Source organism: Pantoea sp. MBD-2R (assembly GCF_039134845.1).
In the GTDB taxonomy this organism is placed as follows: Bacteria; Pseudomonadota; Gammaproteobacteria; order Enterobacterales; family Enterobacteriaceae; genus Erwinia.
This window is the reverse complement of sequence record NZ_CP152417.1, coordinates 2,462,340-2,478,306: the sequence shown is the minus strand read 5'-3', so window position 1 is coordinate 2,478,306 and position 15,967 is coordinate 2,462,340. Positions and strand designations below refer to the sequence as shown.

The 15,967-nt window shown below is 53.9% G+C and carries 14 protein-coding genes; 5 read left to right on the top strand and 9 right to left on the bottom strand.

The annotated features are described in order from the left end of the window. Positions 1-108: 108 nt before the first annotated feature. Complete coding sequence (locus AAGQ96_RS11325; RefSeq protein ID WP_147198140.1) at positions 109-2,418, bottom strand: FdhF/YdeP family oxidoreductase; 2,310 nt, start codon at positions 2,416-2,418, stop codon at positions 109-111. 239 nt (positions 2,419-2,657) lie between these two features. Between AAGQ96_RS11325 and AAGQ96_RS11320 the strand changes: the two genes are divergently transcribed. After that, positions 2,658-4,250, top strand: a complete 1,593-nt coding sequence (locus AAGQ96_RS11320) for a PTS transporter subunit EIIC (RefSeq protein ID WP_342753594.1) — start codon at positions 2,658-2,660, stop codon at positions 4,248-4,250. A 512-nt stretch (positions 4,251-4,762) separates the two neighbouring features. Continuing rightward, a complete protein-coding gene (locus AAGQ96_RS11315) occupies positions 4,763-5,452 on the top strand; it encodes a DJ-1/PfpI family protein (RefSeq protein WP_342753593.1) in 690 nt (229 codons plus the stop codon). Between the two features lie 8 nt (positions 5,453-5,460). On the opposite strand, the gene AAGQ96_RS11310 is transcribed toward AAGQ96_RS11315, so the two are convergent. Next, on the bottom strand, positions 5,461-6,408 hold the full coding sequence (locus tag AAGQ96_RS11310; RefSeq protein WP_147198134.1) for a LysR family transcriptional regulator: 948 nt from the start codon (positions 6,406-6,408) through the stop codon (positions 5,461-5,463). A 162-nt stretch (positions 6,409-6,570) separates the two neighbouring features. On the opposite strand from AAGQ96_RS11310, the gene AAGQ96_RS11305 reads away from it, so the two are divergent. Together AAGQ96_RS11305 and AAGQ96_RS11300 are read left to right on the top strand one after the other, a co-directional pair. Further along, positions 6,571-6,933 (top strand): helix-turn-helix transcriptional regulator, encoded by a 363-nt coding sequence (locus AAGQ96_RS11305; protein ID WP_342753592.1) that lies wholly within the window; start codon positions 6,571-6,573, stop codon positions 6,931-6,933. A gap of 283 nt (positions 6,934-7,216) precedes the next feature. Then, on the top strand, positions 7,217-7,390 hold the full coding sequence (locus AAGQ96_RS11300) for a hypothetical protein (protein ID WP_342753591.1): 174 nt from the start codon (positions 7,217-7,219) through the stop codon (positions 7,388-7,390). 101 nt (positions 7,391-7,491) lie between these two features. Here AAGQ96_RS11300 and AAGQ96_RS11295 read toward each other — a convergent pair whose 3' ends face one another. Continuing rightward, on the bottom strand, positions 7,492-7,851 hold the full coding sequence (locus tag AAGQ96_RS11295) for a DUF6404 family protein (RefSeq protein WP_147198133.1): 360 nt from the start codon (positions 7,849-7,851) through the stop codon (positions 7,492-7,494). Between the two features lie 468 nt (positions 7,852-8,319). Between AAGQ96_RS11295 and AAGQ96_RS11290 the strand changes: the two genes are divergently transcribed. Continuing rightward, positions 8,320-9,219, top strand: a complete 900-nt coding sequence (locus AAGQ96_RS11290; RefSeq protein WP_147198131.1) for a LysR family transcriptional regulator — start codon at positions 8,320-8,322, stop codon at positions 9,217-9,219. A 10-nt stretch (positions 9,220-9,229) separates the two neighbouring features. On the opposite strand, the gene AAGQ96_RS11285 is transcribed toward AAGQ96_RS11290, so the two are convergent. The 6 genes from AAGQ96_RS11285 to sapA form a co-directional block, all read right to left on the bottom strand. Beyond that, the gene (locus AAGQ96_RS11285; RefSeq protein WP_342753590.1) at positions 9,230-10,369 is read right to left on the bottom strand and encodes an oxidoreductase; all 1,140 of its coding nucleotides are present in this window, start codon (positions 10,367-10,369) and stop codon (positions 9,230-9,232) included. Between the two features lie 222 nt (positions 10,370-10,591). Further along, entirely contained in the window at positions 10,592-11,395 is an 804-nt protein-coding gene (sapF, locus tag AAGQ96_RS11280; protein WP_147200609.1) for a putrescine export ABC transporter ATP-binding protein SapF, read from the bottom strand. Next, on the bottom strand, positions 11,395-12,387 hold the full coding sequence (gene sapD / locus AAGQ96_RS11275) for a putrescine export ABC transporter ATP-binding protein SapD (protein ID WP_147198127.1): 993 nt from the start codon (positions 12,385-12,387) through the stop codon (positions 11,395-11,397). The genes sapF and sapD overlap by 1 nt, the downstream gene beginning before the upstream one ends. Continuing rightward, entirely contained in the window at positions 12,387-13,277 is an 891-nt protein-coding gene (gene sapC, locus AAGQ96_RS11270; protein WP_342753589.1) for a putrescine export ABC transporter permease SapC, read from the bottom strand. The genes sapD and sapC overlap by 1 nt, the downstream gene beginning before the upstream one ends. Next, a complete protein-coding gene (gene sapB / locus AAGQ96_RS11265) occupies positions 13,264-14,229 on the bottom strand; it encodes a putrescine export ABC transporter permease SapB (protein WP_147198123.1) in 966 nt (321 codons plus the stop codon). Before sapB ends, sapC begins: the two co-directional genes overlap by 14 nt. 1 nt (position 14,230) lies before the next feature. Beyond that, positions 14,231-15,853, bottom strand: a complete 1,623-nt coding sequence (gene sapA / locus AAGQ96_RS11260) for an ABC transporter substrate-binding protein SapA (protein WP_147198121.1) — start codon at positions 15,851-15,853, stop codon at positions 14,231-14,233. Positions 15,854-15,967 lie beyond the last annotated feature (114 nt).

The window sequence follows — 15,967 nt, the reverse complement described above, 5'->3', positions numbered from 1 at the left end:
ACAGTTTTCGTGGCCTAAGAGCGGCAGACAGTTTTACGCGATTAACCGCTTCGCGGCAAGTAAAAAGCCGGGAAAATCCCGGCTTTAAGAACTCGGACAGCTGTCCCGTCAGGCAATACGCAGGTCGCTTTTCGCCTCTGAACGGGTGATTTTCACCGGGACAGATTTCGACGTTGGCGTCCCGCTGCCGTCACCGAAGCTGGAAAGCGGAACCAGCGGATTGGTCTCCGGGTAATAAGCCGCGAGGTTGCCCTCAGGGATATTGTAAGGCACCAGTTTAAAGCCAAAGACTTTGCGGGTAATACCGTCATTCCACAGCGTTTCGATATCGACGTTTTCGCCCGCGGTGAAGCCCAGTTTCGCCATATCATCAGGATGGATAAACAGCACTTCGCGCTGGCCATAAACGCCACGGTAACGGTCATCGAGGCCGTAGATCGTGGTGTTGTACTGGTCGTGAGAGCGCAGCGTTTGCAGCGTGAATGGCACTTCAACATCACCCAGCTGCGGGAACAGGGAATCCGGCAGGCGAGCCGCGCTGAACTGCGCTTTATTATTCAGCGTATTGAAGCGGAACTCTGCCGCTGCGTTGCCCAGGTAGAAACCGCCTTTAATATCGCACTTAGCGTTAAAGTCGCTGAAACCTGGGATGGTAGCGGCGATATGGTCACGAATTTTATTATAATCCGCAGCCAGGCCCAGCCAGTCCACTTTCTCCGAACCCAGCACCGCGTGAGCAATACCGGCCACAATTGCCGTTTCAGAACGTTGCGTATCCGCCAGCGGTTTACCGACGCCTTCAGACGCGTGAACCATGCTGAAGGAGTCTTCTACGGTAATAAACTGCGGGCCGGTTGCCTGAATATCCTGCTCGGTACGACCCAGCGTCGGCAGGATCAGCGCGTCAACCGCACCCGGACAGAGGTGGCTGCGGTTCAGCTTGGTGCTGATCTGTACGGTCAGGCCGCAGCGGCGCAACGCTTCTTCAGTCCGCGGACTGTCTGGTGCCGCGGCCGCAAGGTTGCCCCCCAGCGCAATCAGCACTTTGATTTCATCGCGCAGCATCGCTTCCAGCGCTTCAACCGTGTTGTGACCGATTTCACGCGGCGGCTCAAAGTTGAAGTGCTTGCCCAGGCTGTCGAGAAACGCCTGGGTCGGCTTCTCATCAATGCCCATGGTACGGTTGCCCTGCACGTTACTGTGGCCGCGAACCGGGCAGAGGCCAGCGCCTTTTTTGCCCAGCTGGCCAAACAGCAGCTGAAGGTTAACGATTTCACGCACGGTATCGACCGAGTGTTTGTGCTGGGTAATCCCCATCGCCCAGGTACAGATCACGCGCTCAGAATGTTGATAAATAGCGGCCGCTTCGCGGATTTGCTGCTCGCTCAGGCCAGACTGCTGCACAATCTGCGGCCATTCGGTCGCGGCAACGGCGGCCAGATAAGCATCAAGACCTTCCGTTTTCGCATTGATAAACACTTCATCAAACAGGCCTTTTTCACCCGCAGCGATCAGCGCAAAATGGTTTTCTGCCAGCACTTTCACCATGCCGCGTACGGCAGCCATATCACCACCGAGGTTTGGCTGGTAATAGGTAGAACTGATGGTACCGGCTTTACTGGTCACCACTTCCAGCGGTTTTTGTGGATCGGCAAAACGCTCGAGTCCACGTTCACGCAGCGTATTGAAGGTGACAATTTTAGCACCGTGGTCAGCAGCATGACGCAGGCTGTGTAGCATGCGAGGATGGTTAGTTCCCGGGTTTTGGCCAAAGACAAAAATGGCATCGGCATGATCAAAGTCATCCAGACGGATGGTGCCTTTACCCACGCCAATACTGCGCTTCAGGCCCGAGCCGCTGGCCTCATGACACATGTTTGAACAGTCAGGGAAGTTGTTGCTGCCATTCATGCGGCCAAACAGCTGATAAAGCCAGGAGGCTTCGTTGCTGGCGCGACCCGAAGTGTACAGCTCCATCTGATGCGGATTGTCCATTGCCTGAATATGCTTCGCGATGAGCGCAAAAGCATCGTCCCAGCTGATAGGCTCGTAGTGGTCGGTTTCGCGGTTATAACGCAAAGGTTCAGTCAGGCGGCCCTGATATTCCAGGAAATAGTCGCTCTGCTGATAGAGGGCAGAAACGCTGTACTGAGCAAAGAAGCTGGCGTCGATAAAGCGGCGCGTCGCTTCCCAGGTCACGGCTTTTGCACCGTTTTCACAGAAGCTGAAGGTACTTTTGTTGTCATCGCCCCAGGCACAGCCCGGGCAGTCAAAGCCTTTTGCTTTGTTCATGCGCATCAGGTTGCGCATATTTTTTAAAACTTGTTTGCTGTCAAAAACGAAACGGGTAGTAGCCTCAAGTGAGCCCCAGCCGCCCGCCGCCGCCTGGTAGGGTTTGATTGCAGTTTTAAATTTCATATCGCTTCGCAGGTGTCTATTATGTTTATGAGTTGTTAAGAAGTTATTACTTCTTTTATCCGGTAAGTCTGCAACTCGGTAACAAAATTGTCTAATTGATTGCTTTAATCATGCGATAGCTGTGGTTTATCGCTAAAGCGTGAACGGCTTCAAAGAATCATGCGTATTGTTATGCTTTTGCCTCCATCACGTAGCGAGCTGACTAATAATTAGGCTTTGCGACCTCAATGGAGCAGCCCGTGAAAGAATTTGCTAGCAAAATTCATGCTTTTGGTAAGGCGTTGATGATGCCCATTTCGGTCATCGCCGCGGCCGGTATTTTTCTCGGCGTGGCCGCAGCGATGCAGAACCCTGCCATCACTGGAGAAGCCTTCGCCAGCCTGCATACGCCCCAGCTCATTATCGGTTTTATCCGTAAAGTTGCTGGCGCGCTGTTCGCTAATTTACCGCTGTTCTTTGCCGTTGCGAGCGCGATTGGCCTGGCTAAAGCCGAGAAACCCACCGCTGCCTTTGCCGCCGTAATTGGCTTTATCGCCATGCATGTGGGCGTAAGTGCCACGCTTGCCGCTCAGGGCTTAACTGCCGCCACCACCACGCCAGAAGCATTACAGGCGAAAGGGATGGCGCAGACTGCCGCTATGATGACATCGGCAGAATACAGTGAAATGTTAGGGATTTTTACTTACAACATGAGCGTGCTTGGCGGCGTCATCGCCGGATTGCTGACGGTTGTTATCCATAATCGCTTCTACACCACGCAGTTACCGACGGCGATCGGCTTTTTTGGCGGCCGACGTTTTGTGCCTATTGTCACCGTACTGGTTCTGCCGCTGGTGGGCGTCCTGCTGGCGATGATCTGGCCGACCATCGGCGCGGGCATCGCCTGGGTGGGCGAGCTGATTGGTAAAAGCGGACAGTATGGCGCGTTTCTTTATGGCACCAGCGAGCGCTTGCTGATCCCGACCGGCCTGCATCATATCCTCAATGAAACCGTGCGCTTTACGCCCATTGGCGGCATTGCAACGGTGGATAATCAAACCGTCGTCGGTGCGCTAAACATCTTCAATACGGCGCTAACGCACCCGGGCTCGATTCCTGATGACACGATCCGCAATGCGACGCAGTTTCTGGCGCAGGGAAAAATTCCGGTGATGATGTTCGGTCTGCCCGCCGCGGCGCTGGCGATTTATCACTGTGCCAGGCCGGAACATAAGCAACGGGTGAAAGCGCTGGTGCTGGCAGGTGCGCTGACCTCCTTTACCACCGGCATAACCGAGCCGCTGGAGTTCTGCTTTATTTTTGTCTCGCCGGTGCTTTACCTGCTGCATGCTTTTCTCAGCGGCCTGTCATTTATGCTGATGTCGATGATGCATTTAATGATTGGCAACGTGCAGGGCGGCGCGATCGATTTAGTGGTGTTCGGCATTCTGGGGGGCAGCAAAACGCAGTGGTGGTGGAGCATCGCGCTGGGTCTGATTTATCTGCCGGTCTACTACTATAGCTTTAAGTGGATCATTCTTCGCAGGCGGGTGGAAACGCCGGGAAGAGAGTCAGAGGAAGCCGAGCCGGAGCGCAAACTGGTTTCGGCGGATGAGCGTACTCAGACCATCATTAGCGGGCTGGGCGGCGAGGGCAATATAGAGGACGTCGATTGCTGCTTTACCCGGCTGCGCGTGCGGGTCAAAGAGATGAAAGAGGTCGTTGACCAGACGCTGATGACCACGGGCGCGAACGGCGTGAACCGCGTCAGCGATCACGATGTTCAGGTGATTTACGGGCCTCAGGTGGAAAAAATCGCCCATGAAGTCAAAACGGCATTGGGCGTGGCCTGAAGCCCTGCGGATCAGCCTATACGCGCGCGCGCCGCTGCGACCAGACCCTCCAGCCATGCCTGGACAGACAGGCTCGTCTTTCTTGCACATTGCTTCATGCTTTGCCTGAAACTTAAGTTAACAAAATTAATGCAAATTAAAACCCTGCCCGCCTTGCGGTTTTACCGGTAACATCTTATTTTTGCATTGAGTCATTAATCCACGTTAACCGTGAGGGGTAAGTAATGAAGCATGTTAAAGCGTCTGATATAATAGAGTTTTCTGTACTTTTCCTTTTTCTTTTTCTGGCGGTGTGGTTTATCGCTTCCGGCATAATCTCTGCGGGAGGCTGGGTTCATAACTGGCCTTATCCGCATCGGTAAATCATCCGCACACCAGGGAAAAATAAAATAAACTTATAATTGCGAATGCAGAATAAGCTGTGCGCTTTTTTTGAAAAGCCTGTCTGTAGGCAATGGCTAACACCTGCAAACCGTGACATAAATAGTGCTTTTCAAAAGGAGCGATAAAAGATGACTTCCTCCCCTTTATCTGTTGGCCTGTTACTTTTTCCGGCCCTCACGCAACTCGATTTAACCGGACCTTACGAAGTTTTTGCCCGAACACCCGGCGTTACGGTTCACCTTATCTGGAAAACATCCGATCCCGTGGTGGCCGACCGGGGTATGGCCATTTTACCGTCCACAACCTTCGATCGCTGTCCGCCACTGGATGTGCTTTGTGTGCCCGGCGGCCCGGGTCAGATAGCCCTGATGGAGGATGAACAAACGCTGGCGTTTATCCGCCGTAAAAGCGAAGAAGTCAGCCTGATTACGTCAGTGTGTACGGGTTCACTGGTTCTGGGCGCGGCGGGGCTGTTACAGGGATACAAAGCTACCACCCACTGGGCTTCGCTCGACCAGCTTGCTTTGCTCGGTGCGCAGCCGGTGGCGGAACGTGTCGTGGAGGACAGAAACCGGATCACCGGTGCGGGCGTGACGTCCGGCATTGATTTTGCGCTCAGCGTGGTGGCCCGGCTCCGTGGCGCAGAAGTTGCGCAGAATATTCAGCTGCAAATGGAATACGATCCGGCTCCGCCGTTTGCTTGTGGATCGCCCCGGGTCGCCCCGGCAGAACTGACTGCGCAGGCCAGACAGCAATCAGCGGCTTTTATTGCTAAAAGGTTTGAGGTGACAAAAAGGGCAGCAGAGAAACTGCGCTGATTAATGCATCACAGCGCGGCTTCGGGTAAACGCTTTTCTGTGGCTATCTCTTCCCGCAGTAATGCAATCAGCTCTTTCAATCCCGGAGGTAATTGCCGGTGGCCGGGGTAGTAGAGATACATGGCTGGCGCTACGTGCGCCCAGTCGGCCAGCACCACGCGTAGCGTACCGGCCCGCAGATGATGGGCAACCCGATCTTCAAGACAGTAAGCAATTCCGTGACCTGCCAGCGCCAGTTCAATCGCCAGCGTGGTTTCACTGACGCACGCCTGGCCGGGCACATCAATAACGCGATGCTCTTTGCCTTTGCAAAATGCCCATTTGTCGATAAGTCCCTGACCGGTTCTCAGCTGAATGCAGGCATGCTCGCGCAGCTCTTCCGGGATAACCGGCGCGGAGCGGTGAGACAGGTAGCGGGGCGAAGCAACGGCAATCCAGCGGAGATCCTCACCCAGCCTGATGGCCACCAACTCTTCCGGCACCGTTCCGCCAAAACGGATCCCCGCGTCAAAACCCTCTGCGACGATATCCACCCTGCGATCGTCCACGCTGATTTCAACCGTCACCTGTGGATACTTGTTGAGAAATTTAGGCAGATGGCGCGCGAGGATAAGCCTGGCGCCATCGCTCAGTACGTTTAACCGCAACCGACCCACCGGGCGGTCACGCATCCGGTTGATATCGTCAAGCGCGTCACCGATTTCCCGAAAACCAACATCCAGCCGCAGAGCAAGGTTTGACCCCGCTTCCGTCGGGGCGACCGTGCGGCTGGTGCGGTTGAGAAGCCGTACGCCCAGCCGCGTTTCAAGATTGCGGATAGCGTGGCTGAGCGCGGAAGTGGTGATCCCCAGCTCAACGGCGGCGCGGGTGAAACTGCGCTGTCGTTCAACGACTCTGAAAGCATTCAGGTCAGCAAGATCGCTACGGGAAAGGCGGGCGGCGGGGTGGTCGGTCATGTCATTCCATTTTCAGATGAGCGTAATTCAATGTTGCATAGCGTCATATCAAATTATGCGGTGATATTCAAAGGGCTGAGTTTAGTGAAATTCACAGAGGCCCTGCAACAACAACCCAACGACGGGCCGATAAAAATATTAATTTGCAGCCTGCGCCGATAAATGAACATGACTCTGAATAGAGTTGAACAAAAAATATACAGAGGTGGTACAATTAGTTTTATACATCATAAAGGCGAAACACCATGTCCGTTTTATTTGAAATTCATGCGTAGCTTAAAAAACGCCGCAAAAGGGTCGGGAGTCAACCTTTCCCTGCTGCTCTGCTTTGGTAAAAAAGTAAAGCACATCAGAAAAATCAGGCATCTTAGTCAGGAAGTGCTTAGCCAGGATGCGCATCTTGACAGAAGTTACATCAGTCATATCGAATGCGGTAAATGCAACCCGTCACTGCTGATAATAAATCAGATTGCCGGTGCACTGGATGTAACTATGAATGAGCTGGTCAGCGATATTGATAACTAAATGAAAGGATTATCGTTGTTGCCGTTATGGAATGACTCGCAAAAAAGCGAGTCATTTTCTATGGCAGCTTAGCCGGTTTATTGGAATAAAAAGAACCGCTATAATAGCGGCTCAGGTCCCCATCTAAATAAATTATTTTAATCTTCCCTTCAGGTAATAATTTTCCGAATGCACCCTGCGACGCGTGCTGGAAGGCTTCCATTAGCCTGGCTAAAGGCAAAAAAGCGCACTGGCGGGCCTGGTGTTCGCTTATTCGGAGGGGAAGAATGCATCCGGAGAAAGGATGATTGCGGAGCAGCAGCAATATCCCAAATTGTCGTCTGGTAGAAAATCAACGGCACCCGATGTTGCTGTGCAGTTTGCTGACACAGGTGATGGCGGAGCGGGACTATTTTTTATTTTCCGCAGAGAACGTGTTGGTTTAAATTTTATTTCACACCGTGCAGGCAACCGTTGACTGCATATTTTCAGCGTGGTTTAAAATAATTAAAAAAGATTTAAAGATAGTCGCTCACAGAACCGGGAAAAACGGCCTGCGTGCCGTTCTTGCGGGGCTGGTTATACCCTTTCCCAGTCTGGCAGCTGGTTAGCTTTTTGGCGCCACAGTTGAAAAACTGACATCGCGGTACTGAAAAGCAAGCCACTCAACAGGGTGGTGACTAACGCAGTCGTGAAATCAACGGATTGTGCATCCCAGAACACGAACCACATCACCAGACCCCAGAAAGGCGTATAGACGGCGGTAAAACAGAGAAAGTTAGTCCAGAAAGGCGCAAGCGTCGCCGGGGCGACCTTGAATCCGAGGTTCCATAGAATACGGTGACACGGTGGAGCATAAGTACTGTGCCACATACCTTTTGCCTTCATCATGGCGAAAGCACGACTTTTTTTTGCTTCAAAAAACAGGGCGTTTTTCATTTTATAAATCCATAGGGTTTTTGTTGTTATCTTAGTGTAACAGTTTCTGGGGTAAATCGTTTCATGCTTGATACGTTTTGATGAATCATGCAGCTAAACCGTTCAGGATGTTATAAATCAGGGAAATGTTTTTATAAAAGGCATTTTAATGATATTAAATGCTGGTGTGATGGTATTATTTCCAGCCTTATTCCTGCCATGCTCCAAAATTGGGCAAAGTGACTCTGCCAGTATCTGCTGGCATTAGCAGTAAATGACGACAAAAAATGCTGCCGTAGCCGGCTCTACACCCGCGTTGAATGATCCTTTAGGGCGCTTTAAATTGACATCCCTGACGGGCTGGCTGAAGATCCTGTCCGGTCAGCAAATTTTATTGCTCATACAGATTCTTTATTTCGTACACGGCCGGGTACATAATTTTAAAGTTGATAAAATCCACGAATTATAACCTTCTGAAAAATAAGAAAAATGGATATCAAACAATTAATTTATCTGTGTAACCTTGAGCGTGAGCGTCATTTTGGGCGAGCGGCAGAGGCGAGCTTTGTCAGCCAGCCGACGCTCTCTATGCGCCTGAAAAATCTTGAACGCGAGCTGGGTTTGTCGCTGATCAATCGCAGTAACAACTTTGACGGCTTTACGCCCGAAGGCGATCGGGTGTTAACCTGGGCTCGTGAAATTGTTTCTGTCTATCAGGGGCTTAAACTTGAAGTGGAATCGCTCAAGCACGGCGTCAGCGGCACCTTAAGAATTGGGGTCGTGCCGCAGTGCAGTATCTCTCTGCCGCCGATCCTGAAAGGAATTAGCGAGCGCTATCCGCAACTTAACTATCGCGTTTCGGTACTGAGCGCCGATCAGTTACTGGATGCGCTCAACAGCCATACCGTCGATGTCGGCATTGGTTTTTTTGAACTGGTAACGCTGCGGGAACTGCATTTTCAGGCGGAGCCGTTGCAGGACAGCGGAGTGGAAGTGGTTTACCATCCCGCACATTTTCCGCAGCTGAAAGGGGAAGAGCCGCTTGAACTGACAGCGCTGAAAGCGATCCCTTTTTGCCTGGCGGAGCAAACGCGCTATTTCCGGCGTTATCTGGACACGCATTTTCGCGAGGCCGATATTCAGCTGCGCGTCATTCTCGAAACCACCTCGGTGTTTCAGCTTATCCAGGGTGTCCAGGTGGGGCTGGGCTGTCTGATTTCGCCTCGTGGACATTTGCTGCCGGCTATGACGCCTGAACTCTGTTCAAGGCCGCTGGCGATAGCGCCGATGACCCGCCAGGCTGCGGTAGTGATCGCCGAGCCGGGCAGGGCAACGCCGCTTTCACAGCACTTCTTTGATGAAGTACGCCGCTGGTTAAGCGAGCGTTAAGGGCGTTTTGTCAGCTTGCTCCCAGAGACTGCATCAGGCGGTTATTCCAGCTGGAAAGCGCGGTGCTCATAATGACACTGAAGACGGCATGTGGCGACAGTCCCGCTTCTTTTAGCGGCTGAAGATGCGCGGCGTTAAAGCGCTCCGGCGAGCGGGTAAGTTGTGCAGCGGCGTGGATCACCGCCTGCTGTACTGGTTCTGCTGCGGCAATTGCCACGTCCACGCCTTCTTTCAGCGCTTCCCGCAGCGTTGGGGTGACATAGCGGTTGAAGCAGGCGGGGCTGCCGTTGATGCGTGCAGCAACAGCCGCCGCTAACGCACCTTCCGGGGAATCAACGGTACTTTCAAGCGTGTTGAAAAGCGTACTCCAGCCATACAAAACCTCCGCATCGTGTGCCAGCAGCCAGGCACTTGTACTTAATGCCTGCTGTGGCTGGCACCAGGTCAGGGCTTCCAGCTGACGCGGCGAAGCATAGCGCAATTCCACCGGGGCCAAAGCGGGCTGCCAGCTGGCCTGCTGCTCAAAACGGTGTGAATCCGCATCATCAGGCACGGTAACGCCCGGGATCCAGCGTACCGGCAGCGCGAGCAGCGCGTTGATCCCCGCCGCCACGCGCGCCTGGTAGCTGACAAAGCCAATAATCTGACTAAACGTAATGATGTCCGGTGACGTCAGGCCGACTTCATCCAGCCGCAGTAATGCCGCTTTATCGATGAGCGTTGGCTGGCTTGCCAGCTGACGGGCGTATTCCGTAATCTGCGTTAAACGGCGATTGCTTTCGCGGGAAGAGTCAGGCCCGGAGAGCGGATTCAGCCGGGCGGCATAATGATTACAAAGACGCTGGATGCCTGTCACCTGCGCCACGGTAAGCGCCGTGCTGAGCCGATCGTACAGCGTCAGCGTATGCGTCATGCTGGTGACCAGCTGCCGGGGGAAAAGCAGCTGATAAATATCTCTCGATGCCAGCAGCGCAGGCTGCGCCTCTTGCAAATTCTGCTGCAGTTCATCTTTACACAACGCGGCCAGACCAAGTAAAAAGCGGTCTTCAATATCCGCCGCCTCGGGAACCAGAGGGGCGGCTTGCGTGGTCAGTGTAGATTGCGTTTCATGATACCAGTGGCTGTTGCCTTCAAATCGGCGCTGTTCCATGGTCATTCCTTTTCAAGTTAACTGACCCGAAGGCCGCCAGAGAAGCATGGCCGCCGGGTCTGAAGGGCAACTCTATCCTCGCTTAGGGGAATTAACCGACCAAAGACCAATCGGTGCTAATAAATAGCGGAAAAGCATAATGCTGAAGGCGTAAGCAGGATGTGCCGAAAAAACGCCCGATTTTATGGGCGCGGGCGATTTTCGGCTAAACAGACGGGGAATTTAACGATCTTTGCGCCAGGCGTCGGCGGTCAGCGCCTCGCCAAAATGGCTGTTGATCAGCCTTTTGGTCAGGTCATGTAACGGGGAAGCAAGCACATCGGCAGTACTGCCGCGCTCAACGACTTCGCCCTGGTGCATAACCATCACCATGTCGCTGATATGTTTCATCATGCCCAGATGCTGTGTGACGTAGATGTAGGAGATGCCGTGCTTATCCTGCAACTCTAACATCAGGTTGACCAGCTGGGAGCGCATCGACATATCCAGCGACGCCAGCGCTTCATCGGCCACAATCACTTTAGGTTGCAGGATAAGCGCTCTGGCCAACCCGACGCGCTGCTTTTGGCCAGGTGCCAGCATATGGGGGTAATAGGCGGCATGGTCGCGCAGCAATCCAACCTGGCGCAGGGTGGCGATAATGCGTTTTTCCCGCGCTTCTGAGGATAAATCGGTATTAAGCCGCAGCGGAAAATCCAGAATTTGCCCGATACGCTGGCGCGGGTTGAGTGAGGTCGACGGATCCTGAAAAATCATACGGATGCGCTGGCTGCGATAGCCATAATCACCGTATTCCAGCGGACGATCGTCAATCAGAATAGCGCCCGAGCTGGGTGCAATCATGCCGCTGAGCATTTTCGCCAGCGTCGATTTGCCCGAGCCGTTTTCACCGATAATGGCCAGCGTCTGCTTTTCGCGCAGCATAAAACTGACATCTTTCACGGCTTCTACGTGCTGACGGCGAAACAGGCCCGTGCGGTATCGGTAGGTTTTGGTGAGGTTGCGCACCTCCAGCAGGGTATCCATCACTGGCTCTCCATATTCAGCGGGAAGTGGCAGGCAAAAAGGTGAGACTTTGCACCGGTCAGGCGAGGCGTTTCAATACACTTCTTCTGTGCATACGGACAGCGTGGTCCCAGACGGCAGCCGATCGGCAAATGTTCCAGCGAAGGAATAGCACCTGGCAGCGTATTCAGGCGGCTTTTATGCGGCAGCGACAGGCCGAAATCCGGCATCGCGCGGATCAGCGCCTGCGTATAGGGATGATGAGGAGAGACAATCAACTCCTCACTTACGGCGGTTTCCACCGTTTGCCCGCAATACATCACGTTGATGCGGTCCGCCCAGTGACTCAACATTTGTAAATCATGGCTGATCAGCAAAATAGTCGTGTTGTTGTTCTGGTTGAGTCGCGACAGCAGGCGGAAAATTTGTGCCTGCGTAGTCGGCTCCATCGCGTTTGTCGGCTCATCGGCAATCAGCAGGCGAGGCTGATTTGCCAGCGCAATCGCAATCATCGCTTTCTGACATTCGCCATCCGTTAGCTCGTAAGGGAAGCTACGCATAATGTCTTTGTGATCTTTGATCCCCACGCGATGCAGCAGCTCGACGGCACGACGATGCCGCCAGCGAAAACGCTGATACCAGCGGCCTTTGTAAGTCCAGCCAGGGATCGCCTGCATCAGCTGACGGCCGATGCTTTCAGAGGGATCCAGACAGGACTGCGGCTCCTGGAAAATCATCGACACGTTATGACCAACAATTCTGCGCCTTTCACGCGGCGAAAGTTTCAGCAGATCGATATCGTCAAAGCGCATGCGATCGGCGGTCACGCGCCAGTTATCTTTGGTGACGCCACAAATCGCTTTCGCAATCAGGCTTTTGCCCGAGCCGGATTCGCCAACCAGCCCGCGAACTTCGCCTTCGGTCAGGGTCATACTGACGCGATCGACGGCTTTCACCGGCCCGTCGGAGGTCATGAACTCAATGGTCAGGTTACGAATATCGAGCAGCGGCATTATTCAACTCCCGCAACGATGGCCCGGCGTACGCCGTCACCCAACAAATTAACAATCAGTACGCTAAGCATAATTGCGGCTCCGGGCAGCATCACCGTCCAGGGCGCAACATAAATGAGCTCCAGCGCATCGCCCAGCATCGCACCCCATTCCGGTGAAGGCAACTGTGCACCCAAATCAAGAAAGCCCAGCGCGGCAATATCCAAAATGGCCATCGACAGCGCACGCGTAAATTCCGTGACCAGCAGCGCCAGGATATTGGGGAAAATCGCATAGCGCAAAATGTTGGCACTGCTTGCGCCATCAAGCCGCGCAGCGGTCACATACTCTTTTTCCAGCTCATCATGCACCGCAGTATAGATGGATCGCACCAGACGGGGCATGATGGCCAGAAACACCGCCAGCAGCGCATGGGGCAGGCTGGGGCCAAAAAAGGCGACCACGATTATCGCCAGCAGCAGCGAAGGAATAGACAGAAAGGTATCCAGAATATGGTTCATGACTGCCGAGCGTAGCCCACGCGTCAGCCCGGCAAAGACGCCAAGTACCATCGCGCAGAATGAAGCCAGCAGGGTCACGACTATCGCTGAACCCACCGTTGGACCTGCACCACTGAGCAGCCGGCTCAATACGTCACGGCCCAGATCGTCAGTCCCCAGGAAGAAGGAAACATCACCATAACGCGACCAGGAGGGCGGCAGCAGCTGATAGCCAAGAAACTGCTGATCAAGGCCATAAGGCGCGAACAGACGGCCAAAAAGACAAAGTAAAATCAGCGCAATAAAGGTGTAAAAACCGATCATTGCGGTGGTGTCCCGGTAAAACAGACGCCAGGTGTGGCGAAAACGACTGGGAAGCTGCTTTTCAGCATAGATATTATCGGAGGGCATACCATTCCTTATGCTTCAGCGGCGTGGTGATCGCGCCCAAAATATCAGCAAGTACGTTGACGGTGATGACCAGGCCGCCGACCATCATCACGCCAGCGGAAATCGCGGCGTAGTCCTGTTGACGTATAGCATCTACCAGCCAGCGGCCCAGACCGGGCCAGCTAAAGACCACCTCGGTGATCATTGCCAGCGTCAGCATCGTTGAAAACTGTAGTCCGAGGCGAGGGATGACGGGCGGCAGGGCGTTGTGCAGTACGTGACGGCGAATAATCGTCAGCCGTGAAAGCCCGCGCGTAGCGGCCGCTTTAATATAGTTTTGCTCCATGACTTCACGGGTACTGATCCGCAGCAGACGAATGACCTCTGTCGTTGGTGCCACCGCCAGGGCTGTGACCGGTAAGATCAGATGCAGCAAGGCGCTTTTCAGCATCTCATGCCGCCACGGCGAATGGCTGAGCCAGACGTCAATCAGCGCAAAGCCGGTGATGTTTTTGACCGGGTAGAGCAAATCGAAGCGGCCTGAAACCGGCAGCCAGCCTAAGTCGAGTGAGAAGAACAGCGTGAGCAACAGCGCCAGCCAGAACACCGGCATGGAGAAGCCGAGCAGGGCAAGCGCGCTGATAGTTTTGTCCTGCCATTTATTGCGCATCACGCCAGCGGCAATGCCCAGCGGAATGCCGACAATCAGCGCCAGCGCGAAAGCCATCATGCACAGCTCGAGCGTGGCGGGAAACACTTCCAACAGCTGCCGGGAAATCGGCTCGCCGTTGATGCTTGATACCCCAAAATCAAACTGCATCAGCCCCTGATACCAGAACAGCAAAGCATCGGTCAGCGACGCACCCTGAAGCGGCGCATGCGGCGTAAAATAGCTCAGGCTGAACCCCACCAGCGTCAGCAGAAAAAGCGTCACCAGCCACAGCACCAGACGACGTAGCGTATAGATAACCACTTTATTTCACCCCGCCTTTATCACGATAAACACCGGCAAACGATGCATTGCCAAACGGGCTTAATACCAGACCATGAATATCGTATCGGTAAGCCTGTAGGCGCAACGAATAAGCCAGTGGCAGCACCGGAAGCTTTTGTGCCAGCTGCGCCTGGGCACGGCTGTAATATTCAATCCGCGATGCCAGCTGTTGAGAGAGGAGCGCTTTGTGCAGCGTTTCATCAAAGGAAGTATCGCACCAGTGCGCGAAGTTAGTCTGCGAACTAATTGCGGCGCAGCTTAACAGCGGGCGGAAGAAACTGTCCGGATCGTTACTGTCCGTCGCCCAGCCCGTTAAGGTCAGATCGTGATTCATCTCCATCAGGCGCGCTTCCTGAAAACGTCCTTCGACCGGCACGATTTTCACCGTCACGCCCACCTGAGCCAGATCGGCCTGAATCAGTTCGGCGGTTTTCAACGGGCTGGGATTCCACGCCTGGGAAGCCGAGGGTGCCCATAAAGTCAGCTGCAAATTTTCGACCCCCAGCGCCTTCAGCTGTTCACGTGCCTTCTGCGGATTATATTCTGTCACCCGAGCATCATTATCATAAGCCCATGATGCACGTGGCAAAATCGACGCTGCCGTTTCTGCCGTGCCGTACCAGATAGACTCCATCAGACGCTCATTGTTAATCGCCAGCGCCAGCGCCTGACGCACTTCAGGGCGATCCAGCGGCGCTTTACGGGTATTAAAAGCCAGATAGGCAATGTTCATGCCTGGCCGCAACGTTAGCCGCAAACGCGGATCGTCGCGCAAAATAGAGATTTGGCTGGCGGCGGGATAGGCCAGCACATCACATTCCCCGGTCAGCAGCTTGGAAAGACGCCCGGTACCGCCAGCGCCCATATCGATCACTACCTGTGACATGCGTGGTAGTCCTTTCCAGTAACCTGGATTGCGTGCCAGGCGAATATACTGGCCGGTGCGGTATTCACTCAGCTGAAACGGTCCCGTGCCGATGGGCTGACGATCCAGCTGTTCCTGATGATCGATTTTTGCCAGCTTCGCCGCATATTCTGCCGACAGCACCGGGGCGTAATGTGTTGCCATATGCCAGAGAAAAGAGGCGTCGGGGCTGTTCAGCCGGATCTCTACGGTATCGTTATTCAGCTTCCTGACGCTTTGCACCGCATCAGAAAATTGCAGGCTGTCAAAGTAAGGATAGCTGCCGCCGTTGACGTCGTGCCACGGCGACTTACGATTAAAAATGCGCTCAAAGCTAAATACCACGTCATCCGCATTTAATGGCCGGGTGGGCACAAACCAGCTGGTTTTCTGGAAAGCGACATTGTGGCGCAGGTGAAAACGGTAAGTTGCACCATCGTCCAGCACCTCCCAGCGTTCGGCCAGTTCCGGAATTAACCGGTATGTATAGGGATCGACATCCAGCAGGCGATCGTACAGCTGGGCCGCCAGCGTATCCACGACCAGCCCGCCGCTGGCCATCTGCGGATTAAAGGTGGTTACCGCGCCATTAACGCAGTAAACAAAGCCGCTCTGGCGGATATCATCCGGCGCGGCGGCGCAAACTGCAGCACTGAACAGGCTCAGGCCAGCGAAAAGAAAAGAGAGAAATGTGCGCATAAGTCATCTGAAATATCAGGCAATAGTCAGAGTGTACCGCACTCTGCGGCGTCGCCCAAAGTTTGCCTGGGCAAGTGACGATTTTTCATGCGAAAGCGAAATAGCAGTCAGGCG

Coding starts and splice junctions, on each gene's coding strand:
- AAGQ96_RS11305 (WP_342753592.1), top strand. CDS start 6,571: ATGAACATGACTCTGAATAGAGTTGAACAAAAAATATACAGAGGTGGT.
- AAGQ96_RS11290 (WP_147198131.1), top strand. CDS start 8,320: ATGGATATCAAACAATTAATTTATCTGTGTAACCTTGAGCGTGAGCGT.
- AAGQ96_RS11295 (WP_147198133.1), bottom strand. CDS start 7,851: ATGAAAAACGCCCTGTTTTTTGAAGCAAAAAAAAGTCGTGCTTTCGCC.
- sapA (WP_147198121.1), bottom strand. CDS start 15,853: ATGCGCACATTTCTCTCTTTTCTTTTCGCTGGCCTGAGCCTGTTCAGT.
- AAGQ96_RS11310 (WP_147198134.1), bottom strand. CDS start 6,408: ATGACCGACCACCCCGCCGCCCGCCTTTCCCGTAGCGATCTTGCTGAC.
- AAGQ96_RS11300 (WP_342753591.1), top strand. CDS start 7,217: ATGATTGCGGAGCAGCAGCAATATCCCAAATTGTCGTCTGGTAGAAAA.
- AAGQ96_RS11285 (WP_342753590.1), bottom strand. CDS start 10,369: ATGGAACAGCGCCGATTTGAAGGCAACAGCCACTGGTATCATGAAACG.
- sapD (WP_147198127.1), bottom strand. CDS start 12,387: ATGCCGCTGCTCGATATTCGTAACCTGACCATTGAGTTCATGACCTCC.
- AAGQ96_RS11325 (WP_147198140.1), bottom strand. CDS start 2,418: ATGAAATTTAAAACTGCAATCAAACCCTACCAGGCGGCGGCGGGCGGC.
- sapC (WP_342753589.1), bottom strand. CDS start 13,277: ATGCCCTCCGATAATATCTATGCTGAAAAGCAGCTTCCCAGTCGTTTT.
- sapF (WP_147200609.1), bottom strand. CDS start 11,395: ATGGATACCCTGCTGGAGGTGCGCAACCTCACCAAAACCTACCGATAC.
- AAGQ96_RS11315 (WP_342753593.1), top strand. CDS start 4,763: ATGACTTCCTCCCCTTTATCTGTTGGCCTGTTACTTTTTCCGGCCCTC.